The following is a 16,403-nucleotide window of genomic DNA, read 5'->3' as shown; positions in this document are numbered from 1 at the left end:
TACTCCTGTATTTTGTATTGTTTACTAAATGTGATTTTTTAAACAGCGTATCTTTTATTTTTGCACTGAATATAGTCGTTTATTTTTGGTAACATCGTTGTCAAAATGTCTGCTTGATTCATTGCATAAAGGTGAATGCCATCTACCCCATGATCTAATAAATCATAAATCTGTTCCATAGCATAAGCCATGCCAGCTTGTCGAAGTGCCTCTGGATTGTCTTGATATTTATGCACGATTTTAGCTAGTTTGGCTGGTAAAGAGGAACCAATCATGTAAGTTAGCTTTTCAACCTGTTTTTGACTAATAATAGGCAAAATGCCCGCTGATACTGGAATCTGAATGTAATTATTTTTTAGCTCTTCTTGCATTTTGTAAAAAGCATGATTATCAAAAAACAATTGTGAAATGAGAAATTGACTGCCTGCACTAATTTTTTCTCTCACACCACCGACACTGATTCCAGTAATTGGATTATCAACATGTCCCTCGGGATAAACTGCAGCACCAATGCTAAAATCGTTTTCTTTTTTTATATCCGTAATGAGATCTTTTGCAAATGGATAGCAACTATTATCATAATCCGATGACGGCAAGTCGCCCCGAACCGCCAAAATATTTTCAATTCCAGCGGCTTTCATCTCACTCAAATTCTGATGCAAAGTTGCTGGTGTTTGGTTAATGCCAGTTAAATGGTGAAGCGCCGTTACACCAAAGTGATTTTGGATGTAGCTGGCAATTTGTTGTGTGCGTTCATGATTTGCACTGCCCCCGGCACCGTATGTAACACTAATAAAGTCAACTCCCGCTTGTCTTGGATTCAATTCCTCTAGTGTTTGAAAAAGTGAGGTCACACTTTCTTCCTGGTGCGGTGGATAAACTTCAAATGATAAAACCGGAACAGGTTTTGTTTTGTAAATTTGATTAATTTTCGTCATAATTTTTCCTTTTAATTAAACTAACTGTCTGTTCAATTAAAAAGACATGACTGCATCCACTGCCCCACTACCATTCAGATAAACAGCCGTTGTCATTTTGTTAGCATGTAAGTAATATATTTTTTGAAAATTAACTCGCATATTGATTTACCTAGTATTGATTAGAAATTAAAAAAAATCCCATAATCTTCACCTAACAGGCAAAGATTATGGGACGATTGAATCGCGTTACCACCCAAATTCTGCCAAGCATTACTGCTTGACACTTAACAGGTACATCTGATGAGATACCCTGACGCGTTAACGGGCGCACCCGAGTAGCATTTACTAAGAGCTCATACTACTTACGACTCCAAGACCATTTTCAACTTCGTTGTAATACCAACTTTCACCAAACGTTGGTTCTCTTTAATCACACAGTAAGTTTACTTATCTCTTCAATGTCTCATCTATTTGTAATCACTATACTCTTATTATCATTTTATTGCAATACCATATTTGACTAATTTTCTTGAATAATCCGTTTCACTTACGATTATTATTTTCAGAAAACGTCATGCAAGTTAAAGAAAATAGTGCCGTCTTTTGCAATATTTTTCAAGAATGGTATTATATTATTTATATCTAACAGAAAAAAAGGAGTTTACATGCGAATTGATACATCAAAATATCCAGAAGGTGACGAGGCAATTTCATCTGACAGAATTAAACGACTCAAACTACTCAGTCGATTAGCAACATTGATGTGCATAGCAATGTATATATCCTATATTCCTCAAATCATGAGTAATTTTTCAGGACATCCAGTTGGTTTTTTGCAACCCTTTGTAGCCATGATTAACGCGTCTTTGTGGACCGGTTATGGTTGGAACAAAACCTATAAAGACTGGCCAGTAATTATTGCTAATGTCCCCGGCATCTTTTTTGGCTTAGTAACTGTCATCACAATTTACATTCATTAAAAAACGCTACTTTTTCAAAAAAATGAAAAAGTAGCGTTTTAATTCCGAAAATATTAATGATTTTTCGGCGTCCATACTTTACGCTCACTGTCATCTGGATAATAATGACCATTTGGAATGGACTGTAACTCAATTAAAGTACCCCAAGGCGCAAGAACGTATACACTGCCGTTGCCTTTTGTATCCTCATATTTTGAATTACCATGAATTTCTGATAGTGGCCTAGCACCCGCTTGTTGGGCCTTATTTAAGGCATTTTCAATATCAGCTACAAATATTGAAATATGATTGATACCAAGATCTTGTAAGCCAACGGGTTTACTTTGACTATTCGCTTGCATTTCAAACAATTCAAGACCTGGTCCTTGTTGCCCAATAACCAACATCCTTTGTCTGACAATTTTGGTTGTCTCATCAATACCCAGTTGACGTGCTGTTGTTTCACCTGTTCTAGGTTGGTCATCATGAGATAAACCATCATAAGCTATTTTAGCATTGAAAGCAGCCTTGAAAAATTGGGTCGCTTCATCAATACTTGGCACTGTTATCCCTATGTGATTAATACCCAATATATTTTTATCGTTTTGCAATAGATAACCTCCGTAAACGAATGATACTGAAATAGTGGTACTAGACATTAAAGGTATTCTATCACTTTGGTGATAGGTTGTAATGCTATTTGTTTACCGGTCAATTATTTTATTGTTATGAACAATTTCAATAAAATTTTCAATCATCTGGTTTCCTTGAGGTGTTCCAATTGACTCAGGATGGAATTGTAGTCCGAATATCGGTAATGATTCGTGTTGAATCGCCATTATTTCGTTATCGTCTGTCGATAGTCCAGTAACGATAAAATGTTCTGGGACATGATGTGCATCCAAGACTAACGAATGATATCGCATGACTTTCAATATTTTCCCACCATATAAGTCCGAATGATGGACAGTGACCATATTTGAGGTTTTACCATGTTTGATGACACTAGCTTTTTTCACTTTGCCACCAAAAACTTCTCCGATAGCCTGATGGCCTAAACATATACCTAACATTGGTTTTTTATCAGCAAAGTGACGAATCATGTTTTCCATCTCACCAGCCTGATTGGGTTGTCCAGGACCTGGGGAAAAAATAATCCCATTGGCACGGTTAGCAATCGTATAAAGTCGTTCATCATCATTTCTCAGGACAACTAATGAAGTTTTAGTGCCAATAATTTGTGCTAGATTATAGGTAAACGAGTCATAATTATCTACTAATAAAATCATCTGTTCACTCCCACGCTTAGTAATGCCTTAGCTTTATTCAATGTTTCTTGATATTCATTTTCTGCCACAGAGTCATACACAATGCCAGCACCTGCTTGAACATATCCTTTTTTATTTTTAACAATCATTGTGCGGATTGCTATTGCAAAATCCATTTGGTTGTCGCGAGATAAATACCCAATTGCCCCCGCATAAACACCGCGACTGACAGATTCCATTTCATAAATGCGCTGTAGTGCCCGTACTTTAGGTGCTCCGCTGACTGTTCCAGCTGGTAGAGTCGCTTTCAACGCAGAAATTGCAGGCGTATGTTCATTTAATTTACCACTAACCTCAGAGACCAAATGCATAATGTAACGATACTTTTGAATTTCAAGCAGTGTGGTCACTTGTACACTACCAAATTGAGATACTTTTCCAAGGTCATTACGACCAAGGTCAACTAACATACGATGTTCAGCCAGTTCTTTTTCATTATTTTTTAGCTCTTGGGCAATTGCAATATCTTCCTCAACCGTTTGTCCTCTTTTTCTAGTCCCAGCAATCGGATTAGTCGTTACTGTTTCACCACGGACCGTGACCAAACTTTCAGGAGATGAACCAATGATTTGATAGTCACCATAATCCATATAGTACATGTATGGCGATGGATTAGTGCGTCGTAATTGCCTATAAAAATCAAACGGCTTATCATCAAACGCAAAGCTAAATCTTTGAGAGGGCACCATTTGAAACATATCACCGTCTTGAATTAGCTCTTTTGTATGGTTAACAATCGCTTCGAACTGATCTGGCGTTAAGTTTGATTTTGGTTTTAAATCGTGTAATTGCACAGGTACGAGTTCATCAGCGATTGGTAGTTTTAACTTATTTTCGATAGCCATACTGATTTCATTTAAATTGCCACGGCCTGAATAAACGTTATCAACGACGATTTGAATTTTTTCCAACTGATGGTCAAAAATAATAAACGTTTCATATAGAAACAAATGACTATCTGGCATACCTAAATCGTTTTCAGGCAGATTGTTTAATTTTTTATACGTGGCTATCATATCAAATCCTACGTAACCAATAGCGCCTCCTTGAAAAGGCAATTCGTCCAGGCATTCATCTTCCGTAACCACCAAATCTTGTAAAGCCATTAATGGATCATTATGCTCAGTCGTTTGCCCATCAATTGTCACTGAATGACCCACCGTGCTAAACTCATGTACCGGATCAACTGCAATAATTGAATAACGAGATTTTTCACTATCAGTCGGTACTGACTCTAGTAGAAAGCTGTGTTCACCGCGCAAACGAAAATAGGCGCTAATAACGGTTAAAGTGTCTGCATCAATCGTTTTGATTTGTCGCATTGCGTGCTCCTTTCATTTTTTGAATAAATTCAATTAAGTATATCGTGGCATCATCAGGATGCTCTTCGATTATCCTAACAAGTGCTGAACCAACTATAATCGCATCTGCAGAGGAAAATAATTTAGCTTGATCATAGGTAGTAATACCAAATCCCACCGCAACTGGAATATCTGTCAATTCCTTTATGCTAGTGACAATTTTGTCTGCTTCGTTAGACAATTCATTTTGTGACCCAGTTATTCCTAAAGAACTAACGACATAGATAAATCCGGAAGCATGTGACACAATTTTAGCCAATCGATTACCGGATTGTAATGTCACAAGTTGAATAAATGCACGTCCGTATTGTTGCGCAATATTTAGAAATACCTCTTGTTCTTCTAAAGGCATATCTGGCATAATAATGCCCTGAATATTCAAAGACTTCATCTTACTCAAAAATTTTTCATAACCATATTTAAAAACAGGATTGGTATATGTCAAGAACACCAAAGGTACATTGGTATGCTTACGAACCTCAGTCATTAATCTGAACACGTCCTCTGTTGTTGTGCCCTTTGCAAGTACTTTTTGATCAGCATTCATTATTGTTGGCCCATCGGCGCTAGGATCACTGAAAGCTATGCCAACTTCAATTAAATCCGCTCCAGCATTTGCCATATCAACTATATATTTAGCACTTTTTTCAAAATCAGGATATCCGGCTACGGTAAATCCAATAAAAGCATTTTTATGTTTTAACGCTTGTATAATGTCATTCATTTATTACTCCTTGCTATACGCACCAACTCTCGCATCTTTTCTAAGTTTTTTATACCATTAACCTCTGATCCTGAACTAATATCAACTGTTTTGGGATTCAATAAAGAGATTGCTCTCTGTAAATTATGCGTTGTTAAACCGCCAGCCAGAAAATCTAAAGGGTCATCAGGTTTAAATTTGCGCCAATCAAATATTTTCCCTGTGCCTGCGCCTTCATCAATCATACGGTTTTTCGCGCATGTTTTAAATTGAAAGTCTGGCTTCATAACCTTAATAACTGGCAGACCCGAACTTTGAATTTCATCAACCTGTTGCTCAGTTTCTTGACCATGGAGCTGAGCTACTTGAATAATATCCTTGTACGCGAGAATTTCACTGGTGTTTTGGTTAGAAAATACGCCCACTAAGGGGATATCTATATTCAACGTATTTCGCATTTTTTGGGCTAATTCAAAAGTTACCGAACGATGCCGATTTGGAACCAGGATAATACCAGCTAAATCTGGTTTAACTTCATTTAAATAATCAACATCTTGTAAACGAAAGTTGCCACATAACTTAATTCGTGTCATTCATCACCTCTTAATTGATTAATCTTTGCTATTTTATTCGTAGCACGCATGAAAGTTTCACCAACTAAAATACCATTCACGCCATTCTGTTCCAAAACCTCGACATCTGTCCGGGTTTTGATTCCTGACTCAGAAATAAAGAGTACATCAGCAGGCACTAACTGGCGTAAACGAATTGTATTATTAAAATCTACAGTAAAGTTTTTTAAATTTCGGTTATTAACACCAATAATTCGTGCCTTTGCGTTTACTGCTCGTTTAATTTCTTCATCATTATGTGCCTCAACAATAGCGGAAAGCCCTAATTTATTTGCTAAAGACAGATATGACCCTAATTCGTCATCAGTTAGAATTGCAACAATTAACAAAATAATTTGCGCCCCTGCCGCTTTAGCTTCATAAATCATATAAGGATCAATGATAAAATCTTTGCGAAGTGTTGGTATATTATTTTTCGCTGCGACATTTTTCAAAATATCAAGAGAACCTTTAAAGTAAGTTTCTTCAGTCAAAACACTGATTGCATCCACACCGGCTTTTTCGTATTCATCAGCAATTTGTTGATAATCGAACGCTTCAGGAGACACAATTTGTCCCTTTGAGGGTGAGGCTTGTTTAATTTCGGCGATTACAGAAATTTTGTCACTATACAAATTATTTTCAAAAGAAAACGTATTGGAATTTGGTAGACTCTTAACCTCTTTTTTCAAATCAACAAGTGTTTTTTTTGTTTGTCGCTTTAACATATTTTGTCGTGAAGCACTAACTAAATTATCTAATATCATGTAGTGGCCGCCTTAGTCGTTTGTTGTAGTAATTCTAATTGTCTTAATGCTTTTCCACTATCCAATATGTGTTCAGCCAATTGAATTGCCTCGTCAATTGTTGCTGCTTTTTGAGCTATCAATAATGCTAACGCAGCATTTAAAATCACGACGTCTTTCATTGGTCCCGAGATAATGCCAGATAAAATATTGCGAGTAATTTGAGCATTTTCAACAGGTGTACCACCACGCAAAGTTTGAATTGATACAAAATCAAAGCCATACTCTGTCGGGTTAAAAGTTTTTTCTTTTATTTGACCATCAGCTAATACGACCAAATCTGTTTTCGTCGTTAAAGTGACTTCATCCAATCCGTCCTGCCCATGAACTAATATCGCTTTTTTGACACCTAACTCGGAAAAAACTTTTGCCAACGGAACTAAGAGTTTTTTTGAATATACCCCAATCAACATTGTTTGGGGTCGTGCGGGATTTGTCAGTGGTCCTAGAATATTAAATATTGTACGAAAACCTAGGGACTTTCGAATTGCACCCACATACTTCATAGCTGGATGATATGAACGAGCAAATAAAAAAGTTTGCCCGGCGTGAGATAGAACATCAGTGGCCTGTTGAGGTTTCAAATCAATTGCAACATTCAATGCCTCTAAGGCATCGGCTGTCCCTGACTTAGAACTGGCAGCACGATTACCATGTTTCACAACTGGCACACCAGCTGCAGCGACTATGAAACTGGCAGTTGTCGAAATATTAAATGTGCCCGACAAATCACCACCAGTACCAACAATATCGATTGCGTCAAAAGCCGGCTCAATTTTAGTTGCATGTGCTATCATGGCTTTTGCAGAACCAACAATTTCAGAAACTGATTCTTTCTTGATTGCTAATCCCATTAAATAGGCAGAAATTTCTGGATCAGAAACTTTTCCGTCCATAATATCATTCATAACCTGAAACGCATCTTCAGAACTCAAGTCTTGCGATTTGATTAATTTTGACAACGCTTTTTGAATATTACTCATGAATGTCCACTCCCTTGTATCGCACAATAGCAGCAACATCTTTATCACCACGTCCACTCAAATTAACCATAATTTGTTGATCTTTTCTCATTTTTGGCGCGATTTTCATTGCATACGCCACAGCGTGCGCACTCTCAATTGCCGCAATAATACCCTCCTTTTTGGCAATATATTCAAATGCCTCTACTGCTTCCTCATCTGTAATTGGCACGTATTTTGCCCGATTAATATCTTTTAAATAAGCGTGTTCCGGTCCAATCCCTGGGTAATCTAATCCCGCTGAAATGCTATATACAGGATCAATTTGACCATCAGCAGACTGCAAAAATTGTGATTTCATACCATGAAAAATCCCAGTTGTTCCAAGTGCCATTGTCGCTGCTGTTTGCTGAGTATTAACACCTTTACCAGCAGCTTCAATACCTATTAATTCAACCTCCGGATCATCAATAAATTTGGCAAATGCCCCAATCGCATTCGATCCTCCGCCAACTGCGGCGAGAACTGCATCTGGTAATCGCCCCGTCTGCTCTAAGAATTGGCTTCTAGCTTCCTCACTAATAATTGACTGGAAATATTTGACCATTTCTGGAAATGGATGTGGTCCAACGGCCGAACCGAGTACGTAAAATGTATCATCAATTCTTTTAGTCCAATCTTGGAATGTAGCATTGACTGCATCTTTTAAAACTTGTGTTCCCGTTGTAACGGCATGAACTTTAGCGCCAAGCAATTCCATACGATATACATTTAATGATTGTCGTTCGGTATCTTCTTTACCCATAAATATTTCAGCTTCCATGCCAAACAAAGCAGCAGCTGTGGCTGTTGCCACCCCATGTTGTCCAGCACCTGTTTCAGCAATTAATCTCGTTTTACCCATTCGTTTTGCAATTAATGCCTGACCTAAAACATTGTTGATTTTGTGTGCGCCCGTGTGATTTAAATCTTCTCTTTTTAAATAAATTTGTGCACCGCTCAAATCATTAGACATATTTCTTGCATAATACAACATAGATGGTCGATTTGCATAGTTGTCAAATAAGTCTTTCAATTCGTTATTAAAAATTGGATCCTCTTTATATTTATTAAAGGCTTCTGTGACCTCATTAATTGCAGGCATTAATAATTCCGGAACAAATTGTCCACCATATTCACCGTAGTATCCTTTTTTTGTCATTCTTTTCCTCTTTTCTTTAAGCAAACAAAAAACCGCCCTGAAAAATTTGCTTTTGCAAAAATTTCAGGACGGTTTCCCGCGGTGCCACCTGATTTCGTCCAAATCAAATGGTACTTAAAAAACCACTCGAATTAAAACGCGTCTCAACAGTTATCTAACAATAACCTGATCACTGACGTAGATCTCACGTTTGGCAGTACTAAAGATTTCTCTTGTTCAACCAACCCTCAATGGTCCATTTGCCATGTTGCGTTCGGCCCTACTTCCAGTAACAAGGGCTCCCTGTACGTGCACACATGGTTTGATCTCCATCTCAACGGTTTATGACGTTTTTTAGATTAAATACATTGTAAATCTTTTATTAGAATTATGCAACACTTTTATAATGTTTCATATTTTTGTCATGCTTTACTTCTAAGCATACGTCGATATTTGTCCAATTCTGTCACGACCAAAACAATCAAACCTGTTATCAAAATAATAACCCAATGTTGCCATGAAAGATCTGACGTTGAGAAAACACCTTGCATGAAAGGGACATAAGTGAAAATAATTTGTAAGAAAATCATCGCGCCAATCGCGCCAAATGCCATAGGGTTTGTCCAAAATGATCGGCTAAGTGCTGGCGCAGCGGTACGAATATTAAACAGATAAAAAATCTTTCCAAAAATAATAACGTTAACCGCCATAGTACTGGCCACGGCAAAACCAGTCATACTGTCTAAGTATTCAAATACTGCGAGTGCAACGGCAGCAATAATGACACTAACATATACCATTTGAAATACATCATATCGACTCATTAATTTATCTGATGTTTTACGTGGCGGACGGGACATTAAACCGGGTTCCGCGGGTTCAAATATAAATGCCAGTTGTAATGTCAGCGCAGAAACCATGTTAATCCATAGAAGTTGTGTAGCTGTTAGCGGCATTGGTTGTTGTAACAAAATGCTGAACACAACAATCAATCCCTCAGCAAAACTTGTTGGTAATAGATACAAGATCGTTTTACGAATGTTGTCGTACAAACGGCGCCCCTGAGCGATCGCTGTTTTAATGGTTGAAAAATCATCATTTGCTAAAACCATGTCTGCTGAATCTTTGGCAACATCGGTGCCTTTGACACCCATCGCAACACCAATGTCAGCCCGTTTTAATGCGGGTGCATCGTTAACGCCATCACCCGTCATGGCTGTCACTAGTCCATTTGCCTGATAAGCCGCAACAATACGCAATTTATCTTGTGGCGTTGTTCTAGCAAAAACATCATACTTTGTCACGACGCTAGCCAACATGTCATCAGTCATTGCTTCAACTTCAGATCCTGTAATGGTTTGAATATTGTTAGCCAATCCCAACTGCTGCCCGATTGCTTTTGCTGTGTCAGGGCTGTCACCGGTAATCATTTTAACGTGAATACCTGCTTGACGCATATCCTTTATAGCATCAATAACCTCTGGACGTGGCGGATCAATAATTGCGGCTAACCCCAAGAACGTGATACCACTGGCTTTTAAGCTTTCGTGTGTCACTTCATTGACATCATCTGCAACATCAGCATAACCGACAGCAATGACTCTTTTACCAGATTGCGCAAATGTTGCTGCTAAATCAGACCAATATTTTCTTCGGAATGTCGTACTATTCTCTGCCAAATCAAATAATTTGTCAGGGGATCCTTTAATGGCAATAAATCGGTGCTGCTGTTGATTTTCAGATAAACGTGCCATATAACGATAATCTGAATCAAAAGGAATACGGTCAATTTCATTTAATTTTGGTGCTTTTGGACCAAAAGCTTTATAGTACGCGGATAAAAAGGCTGCATCGGTTGGCTCACCATTAATTTCCCACGAACCACTTTCTTCCGTTAAGAACGTATCGTTAGCCTGCTGACCCATAGTCAGAAACATTTCTAACTTGCTTATTTTTTTGGCATCAACCACTCGCCCATCGATTTGAATATCACCCTCTGGTGCATAGCCTGTTCCAGTAACCGTATAATGTTTTTCATCAATGACAATATCTTGGATAGTCATTTCATTTTTGGTCAGTGTACCTGTTTTGTCAGAAGCAATAATATCAACGGCACCAAGCGTTTCAGCTGCTGGTAATGTCTTAACAATTGCATGCTTTTTAGTTAACTTTTGCACGCCTGTCGCCAAAATAATTGAGGTTGCCGCCGGCAGGCCCTCAGGCATTGAACCAACAATCATTGCAATAATCGCCATTACTAAAGTTGGCAAATCATAGATATTAAGCGCCCAACCCAATACAAACATGACTGCAGCTACGGCAATGATGAGCCATGAAATGCCACGCCCTAGGGCATCTAACTCTTTGGTCAATGGTGACTTGTTACCTGAAACATCAGCCACACTCTGAGAAATTTGACCAATTTGTGTATCAACGCCTGTTGCAACAACAATACCAGTTGCACTACCATTAGTGACAGCCGTCGAAGCATAAGCCATATTACTACGCTCAGCTAAAGGTACAGATGCTGATAAAATATGTTCATTTTTTAAAACAGAGTCTGCCTCGCCTGTCAATGAAGATTCCTGAATACGTAAATTATCAACGTCAATAAGACGTAGATCAGCCGGGACATTGTCGCCAGCTTCCAAATAAACTAAATCGCCCAAAACCAATTCACGGGCAGGAACATCAAAACGGTCACTATTTCTTATAACAGTTGCCTCAACCGACAACATATTTTTTATTTTATCAAGTGCGTTACTGGCGTTAACTTCTTGAAAATAACCAATCATCGCGTTAATAAAGACAACCAAAGCGATAACAGTGGCGTCAGAATAGTGACCCATTAAAAGTGTCAAACCAACAGCAATTAACAGGATATAAATAATCACATTGTTAAACTGGCGTAGAAAAATAAGCCACTTAGGTACTGATTTAACAGCAACCTCATTGTAACCATATTTTTGAATTCGCTGTGTAACGTCCTCACTGTCAAGACCATCAGGATAATTGGCCTGCAAATCATCAACAATTTCTGTCCATTCCTGATGATGAAATTTCGACGTGCGCGATAACGGAACGTCGTCCGATTCATTTGTTTTCGTGTTCATTTGACACACTCCTTTAAGAGAAAAAATCTTTGCGTCTTGCTGTTTAAGGTTGGCCGCTAGGTATTAAATACCTAGTTAGTCAGTTTCCCACGCATATGCGCCGCTACTCCCGCAAGGGTGTGAAATCAAAATGAACGAACTGTTAATTGTTCTTAAATTTTATCATGTCATTTTTTTTATTGCAAATTTAATGCACGCCGATCACGAGTTTTTTGTATTGCGTACTCGCAAGCTAGCATCAACAAAAATACATCTACTTTTCATCACTCGGAGTTACCTTAGTGTTGTACGTTTTTTCAATAAAGTGTTTGATTTCAGTCACGAGTTCAATCACAGATGGTGAGGCTGCTTTACTTTTGTTGGTGACTAACACAATTTTTCGGCTGGCTGGCTTTTCAAAGGGAAATATTGCTATGTTTCCAGGATTCTTTTGCAATGCCAATTTTGGTAATATACCTAATCCAATTCCTGCTTCAACCATTGCAATAATCGACTGATCATCAATTGAAAAATTGATAGCATTTGGCCCGACACGATAATAATCTAAAATTAGCTTTGTGTCTCTGTCATAATCAACTTTCTGTAAAATAAACTTGTGATTTACGATATCTTGTTCCGTCATACTTTGGTCATTCTTTGGTACAAATCCTTCTGGTGTCACACAATAGATTGGATCATCTAAGAGTGGTATAACGTCAAGATTTTCACTGACGGGCAACGTTGTAAAGCCGACATCCAATTCCCCAGATTTGATATATTGCGTAATTTCTTCAAAACTACCTTGCACAATTGAAATATCTATTTCCGGGTATTTTTTGGAAAACACGCCTAAAATGTGAGGTAACCAATTAATGCAGACACTACTAAAAGCGCCAATTTTGATTGAACCTGATTGTAATCCTTTAATGTCATCACTAATTTGCATTAACGTTGCCTCATCCGACAGTAATTGCTGAATGTATGGCAGCACTTGACTACCTTCAGCGGTCAAAGTCATGCCCGAACGGCTCCTCAAAAAAAGCGGAAAGCCTAACTGCTCCTCCAATTGATTAATAGAGTGACTTACGGCGCTCGGTGTTACATTTAACTGTTGTGAGGCATGAAAAAAAGACCCATAACGCACTACCGAAACAAAAACGTGATAAGAAAAGGTTGACATGATAAACTCCTTAGAATACTTTTTTTCATGTAAAATTGAAAAAGTTTAATTTTATTAATTATACAAGATACTTTAATATATAACATAGTGATTGGGGGAAAATAAATTGGCACAAACTAACAAATTATCACGTACATTATCTGGTCGTCATATCAACATGATTGCCCTGGGCGGCACAATCGGCACTGGTCTATTTTTGGGTGCTGGTGATTCGATTCAAAAAGCTGGACCATCTATTATCTTAATCTATATGATTACCGGCTTTTTTATTTTTTCAATGATGCGGGCACTGGGTGAACTCTTGCTAACCGATCAAAATCAAACGGTTTTTATTGGTTTTATGAAAAAATATTTGGGCAATCGCGTGGGATTCGTTATGGGATGGACCTACTGGTTAGGTTGGATCATTATTGCCATGGCAGAATTAACAGCGATTGGCAAGTACATGCAATTTTGGTTACCGCAATCACCAGCTTGGTTGTGGGAATTGATATTTCTTGTCATTTTGTATAGCATGAATATTTTCGCAGTTAAGGCTTTCGGTGAAACAGAATTTTGGTTTGCTCTGGTAAAAATAATTGCCATTTTATCAATGATTGGTATTGGCATATTTATGGTTGTTTTTCATATTCATAGTGAAGTAGGCACAACTAAATTATCAACTTTATGGGTGCATGGTTTGGTAGCTAGTCATGGTAACAGCATATTGTCGGCTTTTCAGATGGCATTTTTCGCATTTTTAGGTGTTGAATTTGTTGGCATAACGGCCGCAGAGACGAAAAATCCGCTTAAAACAATACCAAAATCTATCAACGCCATTATTATTCGAATTCTCATTTTCTACGTGGGTGCCTTACTCGCTATTATGACAATTCAACCATGGACTAATTACACTGCAAGCATGTCACCCTTCGTTCAAGTTTTTTCAGGAATAGGTATTCCTGCAGCAGCCGGAATCATTAATTTTGTCATTTTGACAGCCGCTGCTTCTTCACTGAATAGTGCTTTGTTCACAACTGGGCGTATGATCTTTTCTTTATCACCAAAACAAAGTTTTTTTAATCGACTGAATCAACATTTCATTCCAATGCGCGGTATCACCATATCAGCAATTTTAGTTGCTTCTGTCATTTTAGTTAACATGATTTTCCCAAAAGATGCTTTTGGATTAGTCACAGCCACTGCGTCAGCGACATTTATTATTATCTATATTTTTCTTTTACTTACCCACATCAAATACCGACACTCTCAGGATTTTTTGAATGGTGGCAAAAAATTTCTAATGCCGGGGGGCATATTCTCAAGTTATCTCACCATATTGTTTTTGTTGTTTGTATTTTTGATTTTATTATTTTCAAATGCAACCATGTTAACAACTTTATTGGCAGTTTGCTGGTTCCTAATACTTTTCACAATCAGTTTTGTCAAAATAAAAAAATAATTTTCAAACAGTTGCAACCGTATCGTTGACGGACGGTATTCACTCATCGCGTGATTGTTGTCTCGGTTACGAACACATAATTTACCATACACAAAAGGTGTTCGCCACAATTCTTTTCTTTGCGGCGAACACCTTTTTGCTTCTTACATTTCGATTAAAACTTTTGCTGATTGGTTACTATCTTTAGCAATCGCAAATGCTTCTCTGAAGTCGCTCGCTGGGAATATTTGCGTCACAACAGTCTGAATTGCAGGATTCTGAGACAAAATATCAAGCGCTAAGTCAATCTCGTCATTAAAACGAAAACTACCTTTATAGGTTAATTCTTTCCCATTAATTGCGGAAATGTTCACCGAAATATTTTGATCAATCATCATGCCAACCTGCATAATCGTTGCACCTAAAGCCGCTGCTTTAAAAGCAGCGCTGATGGCGTGTGCAGCGCCCGAACATTCTAAAATTAAATCAAATTCATTATCTGGTAAATTATCTGTCGCAACATTAATCGTGTGATTCACACCTAAAGCTTCAGCACGTTTTAACGGCGCGTTTAAAACATCAGACATGGTGACATTACTAGCACCTAATGCAACTGCGCCCCCGGCAGCTAACAAACCGATCGGACCAGCACCTGAAACCAAGACGCGTTTATCCTTCACACCACCCGCCAACTTGATAGCATGCAACCCAACAGCCAATGGCTCTGCCAAAGCAGCTGATTTTAATGACACGTTGTTTGGCACGATACGAATTTGATCTGGACGAATAGCCATTTTTTCAACCATCCCGCCTTGTGTATGTGGCAGATATTGCGCCGATCCTAAGTACCGCCCATTTGGCCAAATTTCAGGACGTTCTGCAAGCTGGGCCTGTTTGTCACCAAACGTCGCTGGATGGACTGTTATATTGGTACCCGCCGGAATAGTCTTACCATCGATCGTAACTAATTCATCAAGTACCCCACTGATTTCATGTCCTGGGATCAGCGGTTCGCGAATAACTGACTGCCCCACCGAACCGTCAGCTAAATAGTGAAGATCCGAGCCACAAATGCCAATGTATTTGGGACTAAATATTACTTCTCCCGACTTCTTTTCAGGTATGGGTAAGTCTTTCAAATCAATGGTTTCTTTGCCAGAAATAACGATTGCTTTCATCAAAAATTCTCCTTTTCTATGTAAGCGCTTACGTAATTACAAATAGAATATATACCAAGCATTAGCTATTGTCAATTAATTGAACTAGTAGTCCTTTTTCTACACCAAAAAACCATGACACCTGATGTTGTCATGGTTTTACTCAAAAATCGAGAATTTTAGTATATATGCTTTTATTTTATCCTGATGCGCACTATTAATATCACAGCTGTCAACAATCTCGCCACCGTATTTACGGTAAAATGACAAGGCATTATTTTCAGCTAATACCTCGACGTACATATCTTGGTACCCAAGTCTGCGTACATTATTTTTTGCTACTAAAAATAATTGCTCCCCAATCCTTTGTTTTTGATACTGTTGCAGTAAATAAAGTGTTGCTAAAAAAGCACAATTTTCCTCATGATATTCTCTAACCTCAATGGAACAAAATCCAACAATTTGATTTTCAACTTCAGCAACGTAAACCTGCTTTTCTTCGTCAGCTAACGTTGCTTGCCACCCGGTCTTTCGTGTTTCCGAATTTAAGTGATTTAAAAAATAACTCGAAAAAATATTGCGATATGTCTCCTGCCACGATTTAATGTGCACGTTAGTTATAGGCAAGGCATCAATTATGTTTGCGCTTCTAATTGTTATATTTGACATGGCGTCCCTTTCGTATGTTTTATATTGTGTCACAATTCTGCTACTAAAATTACCA

General features: G+C 38.1%; 15 protein-coding genes and 1 other annotated feature. Of the genes, 2 read left to right on the top strand and 13 right to left on the bottom strand.

Annotated features, from left to right (window positions below; all coding sequences use genetic code 11):
- Positions 1 to 38: 38 nt before the first annotated feature.
- Positions 39 to 938 (bottom strand): methylenetetrahydrofolate reductase, encoded by a 900-nt coding sequence (locus tag FF105_RS07970; RefSeq protein ID WP_168441477.1) that lies wholly within the window; start codon positions 936 to 938, stop codon positions 39 to 41.
- A 207-nt stretch (positions 939 to 1,145) separates the two neighbouring features.
- Positions 1,146 to 1,388 (bottom strand) — a binding site (T-box leader).
- Positions 1,389 to 1,585: 197 nt separating this feature from the next.
- Between FF105_RS07970 and FF105_RS07965 the strand changes: the two genes are divergently transcribed.
- Complete coding sequence (locus tag FF105_RS07965; protein ID WP_114667003.1) at positions 1,586 to 1,900, top strand: SemiSWEET family transporter; 315 nt, start codon at positions 1,586 to 1,588, stop codon at positions 1,898 to 1,900.
- Between the two features lie 53 nt (positions 1,901 to 1,953).
- Here FF105_RS07965 and FF105_RS07960 read toward each other — a convergent pair whose 3' ends face one another.
- The 10 genes from FF105_RS07960 to FF105_RS07915 form a co-directional block, all read right to left on the bottom strand.
- Complete coding sequence (locus tag FF105_RS07960) at positions 1,954 to 2,490, bottom strand: VOC family protein (RefSeq protein ID WP_233610738.1); 537 nt, start codon at positions 2,488 to 2,490, stop codon at positions 1,954 to 1,956.
- 93 nt (positions 2,491 to 2,583) lie between these two features.
- A complete protein-coding gene (locus FF105_RS07955) occupies positions 2,584 to 3,168 on the bottom strand; it encodes an anthranilate synthase component II (protein WP_168441479.1) in 585 nt (194 codons plus the stop codon).
- Positions 3,165 to 4,529: an anthranilate synthase component I gene (trpE, locus tag FF105_RS07950; RefSeq protein ID WP_290046580.1), complete on the bottom strand. Its 1,365-nt coding sequence runs from the start codon at positions 4,527 to 4,529 to the stop codon at positions 3,165 to 3,167. The genes FF105_RS07955 and trpE overlap by 4 nt, the downstream gene beginning before the upstream one ends.
- Positions 4,507 to 5,292, bottom strand: a complete 786-nt coding sequence (gene trpA / locus FF105_RS07945) for a tryptophan synthase subunit alpha (RefSeq protein ID WP_168441481.1) — start codon at positions 5,290 to 5,292, stop codon at positions 4,507 to 4,509. Before trpA ends, trpE begins: the two co-directional genes overlap by 23 nt.
- Positions 5,289 to 5,864: a phosphoribosylanthranilate isomerase gene (locus tag FF105_RS07940; protein ID WP_168441482.1), complete on the bottom strand. Its 576-nt coding sequence runs from the start codon at positions 5,862 to 5,864 to the stop codon at positions 5,289 to 5,291. The genes trpA and FF105_RS07940 overlap by 4 nt, the downstream gene beginning before the upstream one ends.
- Positions 5,861 to 6,649, bottom strand: coding sequence for an indole-3-glycerol phosphate synthase TrpC (trpC, locus tag FF105_RS07935; protein ID WP_168441483.1), 789 nt, complete (start codon positions 6,647 to 6,649; stop codon positions 5,861 to 5,863). The genes FF105_RS07940 and trpC overlap by 4 nt, the downstream gene beginning before the upstream one ends.
- The gene (gene trpD / locus FF105_RS07930) at positions 6,646 to 7,671 is read right to left on the bottom strand and encodes an anthranilate phosphoribosyltransferase (RefSeq protein WP_168441484.1); all 1,026 of its coding nucleotides are present in this window, start codon (positions 7,669 to 7,671) and stop codon (positions 6,646 to 6,648) included. The genes trpC and trpD overlap by 4 nt, the downstream gene beginning before the upstream one ends.
- The gene (trpB, locus tag FF105_RS07925; protein WP_290046579.1) at positions 7,664 to 8,851 is read right to left on the bottom strand and encodes a tryptophan synthase subunit beta; all 1,188 of its coding nucleotides are present in this window, start codon (positions 8,849 to 8,851) and stop codon (positions 7,664 to 7,666) included. Before trpB ends, trpD begins: the two co-directional genes overlap by 8 nt.
- Before the next feature lie 401 nt (positions 8,852 to 9,252).
- The gene (locus tag FF105_RS07920; protein WP_290046578.1) at positions 9,253 to 11,943 is read right to left on the bottom strand and encodes an HAD-IC family P-type ATPase; all 2,691 of its coding nucleotides are present in this window, start codon (positions 11,941 to 11,943) and stop codon (positions 9,253 to 9,255) included.
- 253 nt (positions 11,944 to 12,196) lie between these two features.
- Positions 12,197 to 13,102 (bottom strand): LysR family transcriptional regulator, encoded by a 906-nt coding sequence (locus FF105_RS07915; protein ID WP_290046577.1) that lies wholly within the window; start codon positions 13,100 to 13,102, stop codon positions 12,197 to 12,199.
- A 106-nt stretch (positions 13,103 to 13,208) separates the two neighbouring features.
- Here FF105_RS07915 and FF105_RS07910 point away from each other — a divergent pair, with 106 nt between their 5' ends.
- Positions 13,209 to 14,543 (top strand): amino acid permease, encoded by a 1,335-nt coding sequence (locus FF105_RS07910; RefSeq protein ID WP_290046576.1) that lies wholly within the window; start codon positions 13,209 to 13,211, stop codon positions 14,541 to 14,543.
- Between the two features lie 143 nt (positions 14,544 to 14,686).
- Here FF105_RS07910 and FF105_RS07905 read toward each other — a convergent pair whose 3' ends face one another.
- Positions 14,687 to 15,700, bottom strand: coding sequence for a zinc-binding dehydrogenase (locus FF105_RS07905; protein WP_290046575.1), 1,014 nt, complete (start codon positions 15,698 to 15,700; stop codon positions 14,687 to 14,689).
- Between the two features lie 138 nt (positions 15,701 to 15,838).
- On the bottom strand, positions 15,839 to 16,348 hold the full coding sequence (locus FF105_RS07900; protein WP_290046574.1) for a GNAT family N-acetyltransferase: 510 nt from the start codon (positions 16,346 to 16,348) through the stop codon (positions 15,839 to 15,841).
- Positions 16,349 to 16,403 lie beyond the last annotated feature (55 nt).

The sequence above is a fragment of the Leuconostoc sp. UCMA20149 genome, assembly GCF_030400235.1.
Lineage (GTDB): Bacteria > Bacillota > Bacilli > Lactobacillales > Lactobacillaceae > Leuconostoc > Leuconostoc pseudomesenteroides.
The sequence above is the reverse complement of the archived record's forward strand: the minus strand, read 5'-3'. Positions and strand labels throughout refer to the sequence as shown.

Bases quoted from the DNA above. Each gene is read 5' to 3' on its own strand.
- FF105_RS07905 (WP_290046575.1), bottom strand. From the start codon at position 15,700: ATGAAAGCAATCGTTATTTCTGGCAAAGAAACCATTGATTTGAAAGAC.
- FF105_RS07900 (WP_290046574.1), bottom strand. From the start codon at position 16,348: ATGTCAAATATAACAATTAGAAGCGCAAACATAATTGATGCCTTGCCT.
- FF105_RS07965 (WP_114667003.1), top strand. From the start codon at position 1,586: ATGCGAATTGATACATCAAAATATCCAGAAGGTGACGAGGCAATTTCA.
- trpD (WP_168441484.1), bottom strand. From the start codon at position 7,671: ATGAGTAATATTCAAAAAGCGTTGTCAAAATTAATCAAATCGCAAGAC.
- trpB (WP_290046579.1), bottom strand. From the start codon at position 8,851: ATGACAAAAAAAGGATACTACGGTGAATATGGTGGACAATTTGTTCCG.
- FF105_RS07970 (WP_168441477.1), bottom strand. From the start codon at position 938: ATGACGAAAATTAATCAAATTTACAAAACAAAACCTGTTCCGGTTTTA.
- trpC (WP_168441483.1), bottom strand. From the start codon at position 6,649: ATGATATTAGATAATTTAGTTAGTGCTTCACGACAAAATATGTTAAAG.
- FF105_RS07940 (WP_168441482.1), bottom strand. From the start codon at position 5,864: ATGACACGAATTAAGTTATGTGGCAACTTTCGTTTACAAGATGTTGAT.
- trpA (WP_168441481.1), bottom strand. From the start codon at position 5,292: ATGAATGACATTATACAAGCGTTAAAACATAAAAATGCTTTTATTGGA.
- trpE (WP_290046580.1), bottom strand. From the start codon at position 4,529: ATGCGACAAATCAAAACGATTGATGCAGACACTTTAACCGTTATTAGC.
- FF105_RS07915 (WP_290046577.1), bottom strand. From the start codon at position 13,102: ATGTCAACCTTTTCTTATCACGTTTTTGTTTCGGTAGTGCGTTATGGG.
- FF105_RS07920 (WP_290046578.1), bottom strand. From the start codon at position 11,943: ATGAACACGAAAACAAATGAATCGGACGACGTTCCGTTATCGCGCACG.
- FF105_RS07955 (WP_168441479.1), bottom strand. From the start codon at position 3,168: ATGATTTTATTAGTAGATAATTATGACTCGTTTACCTATAATCTAGCA.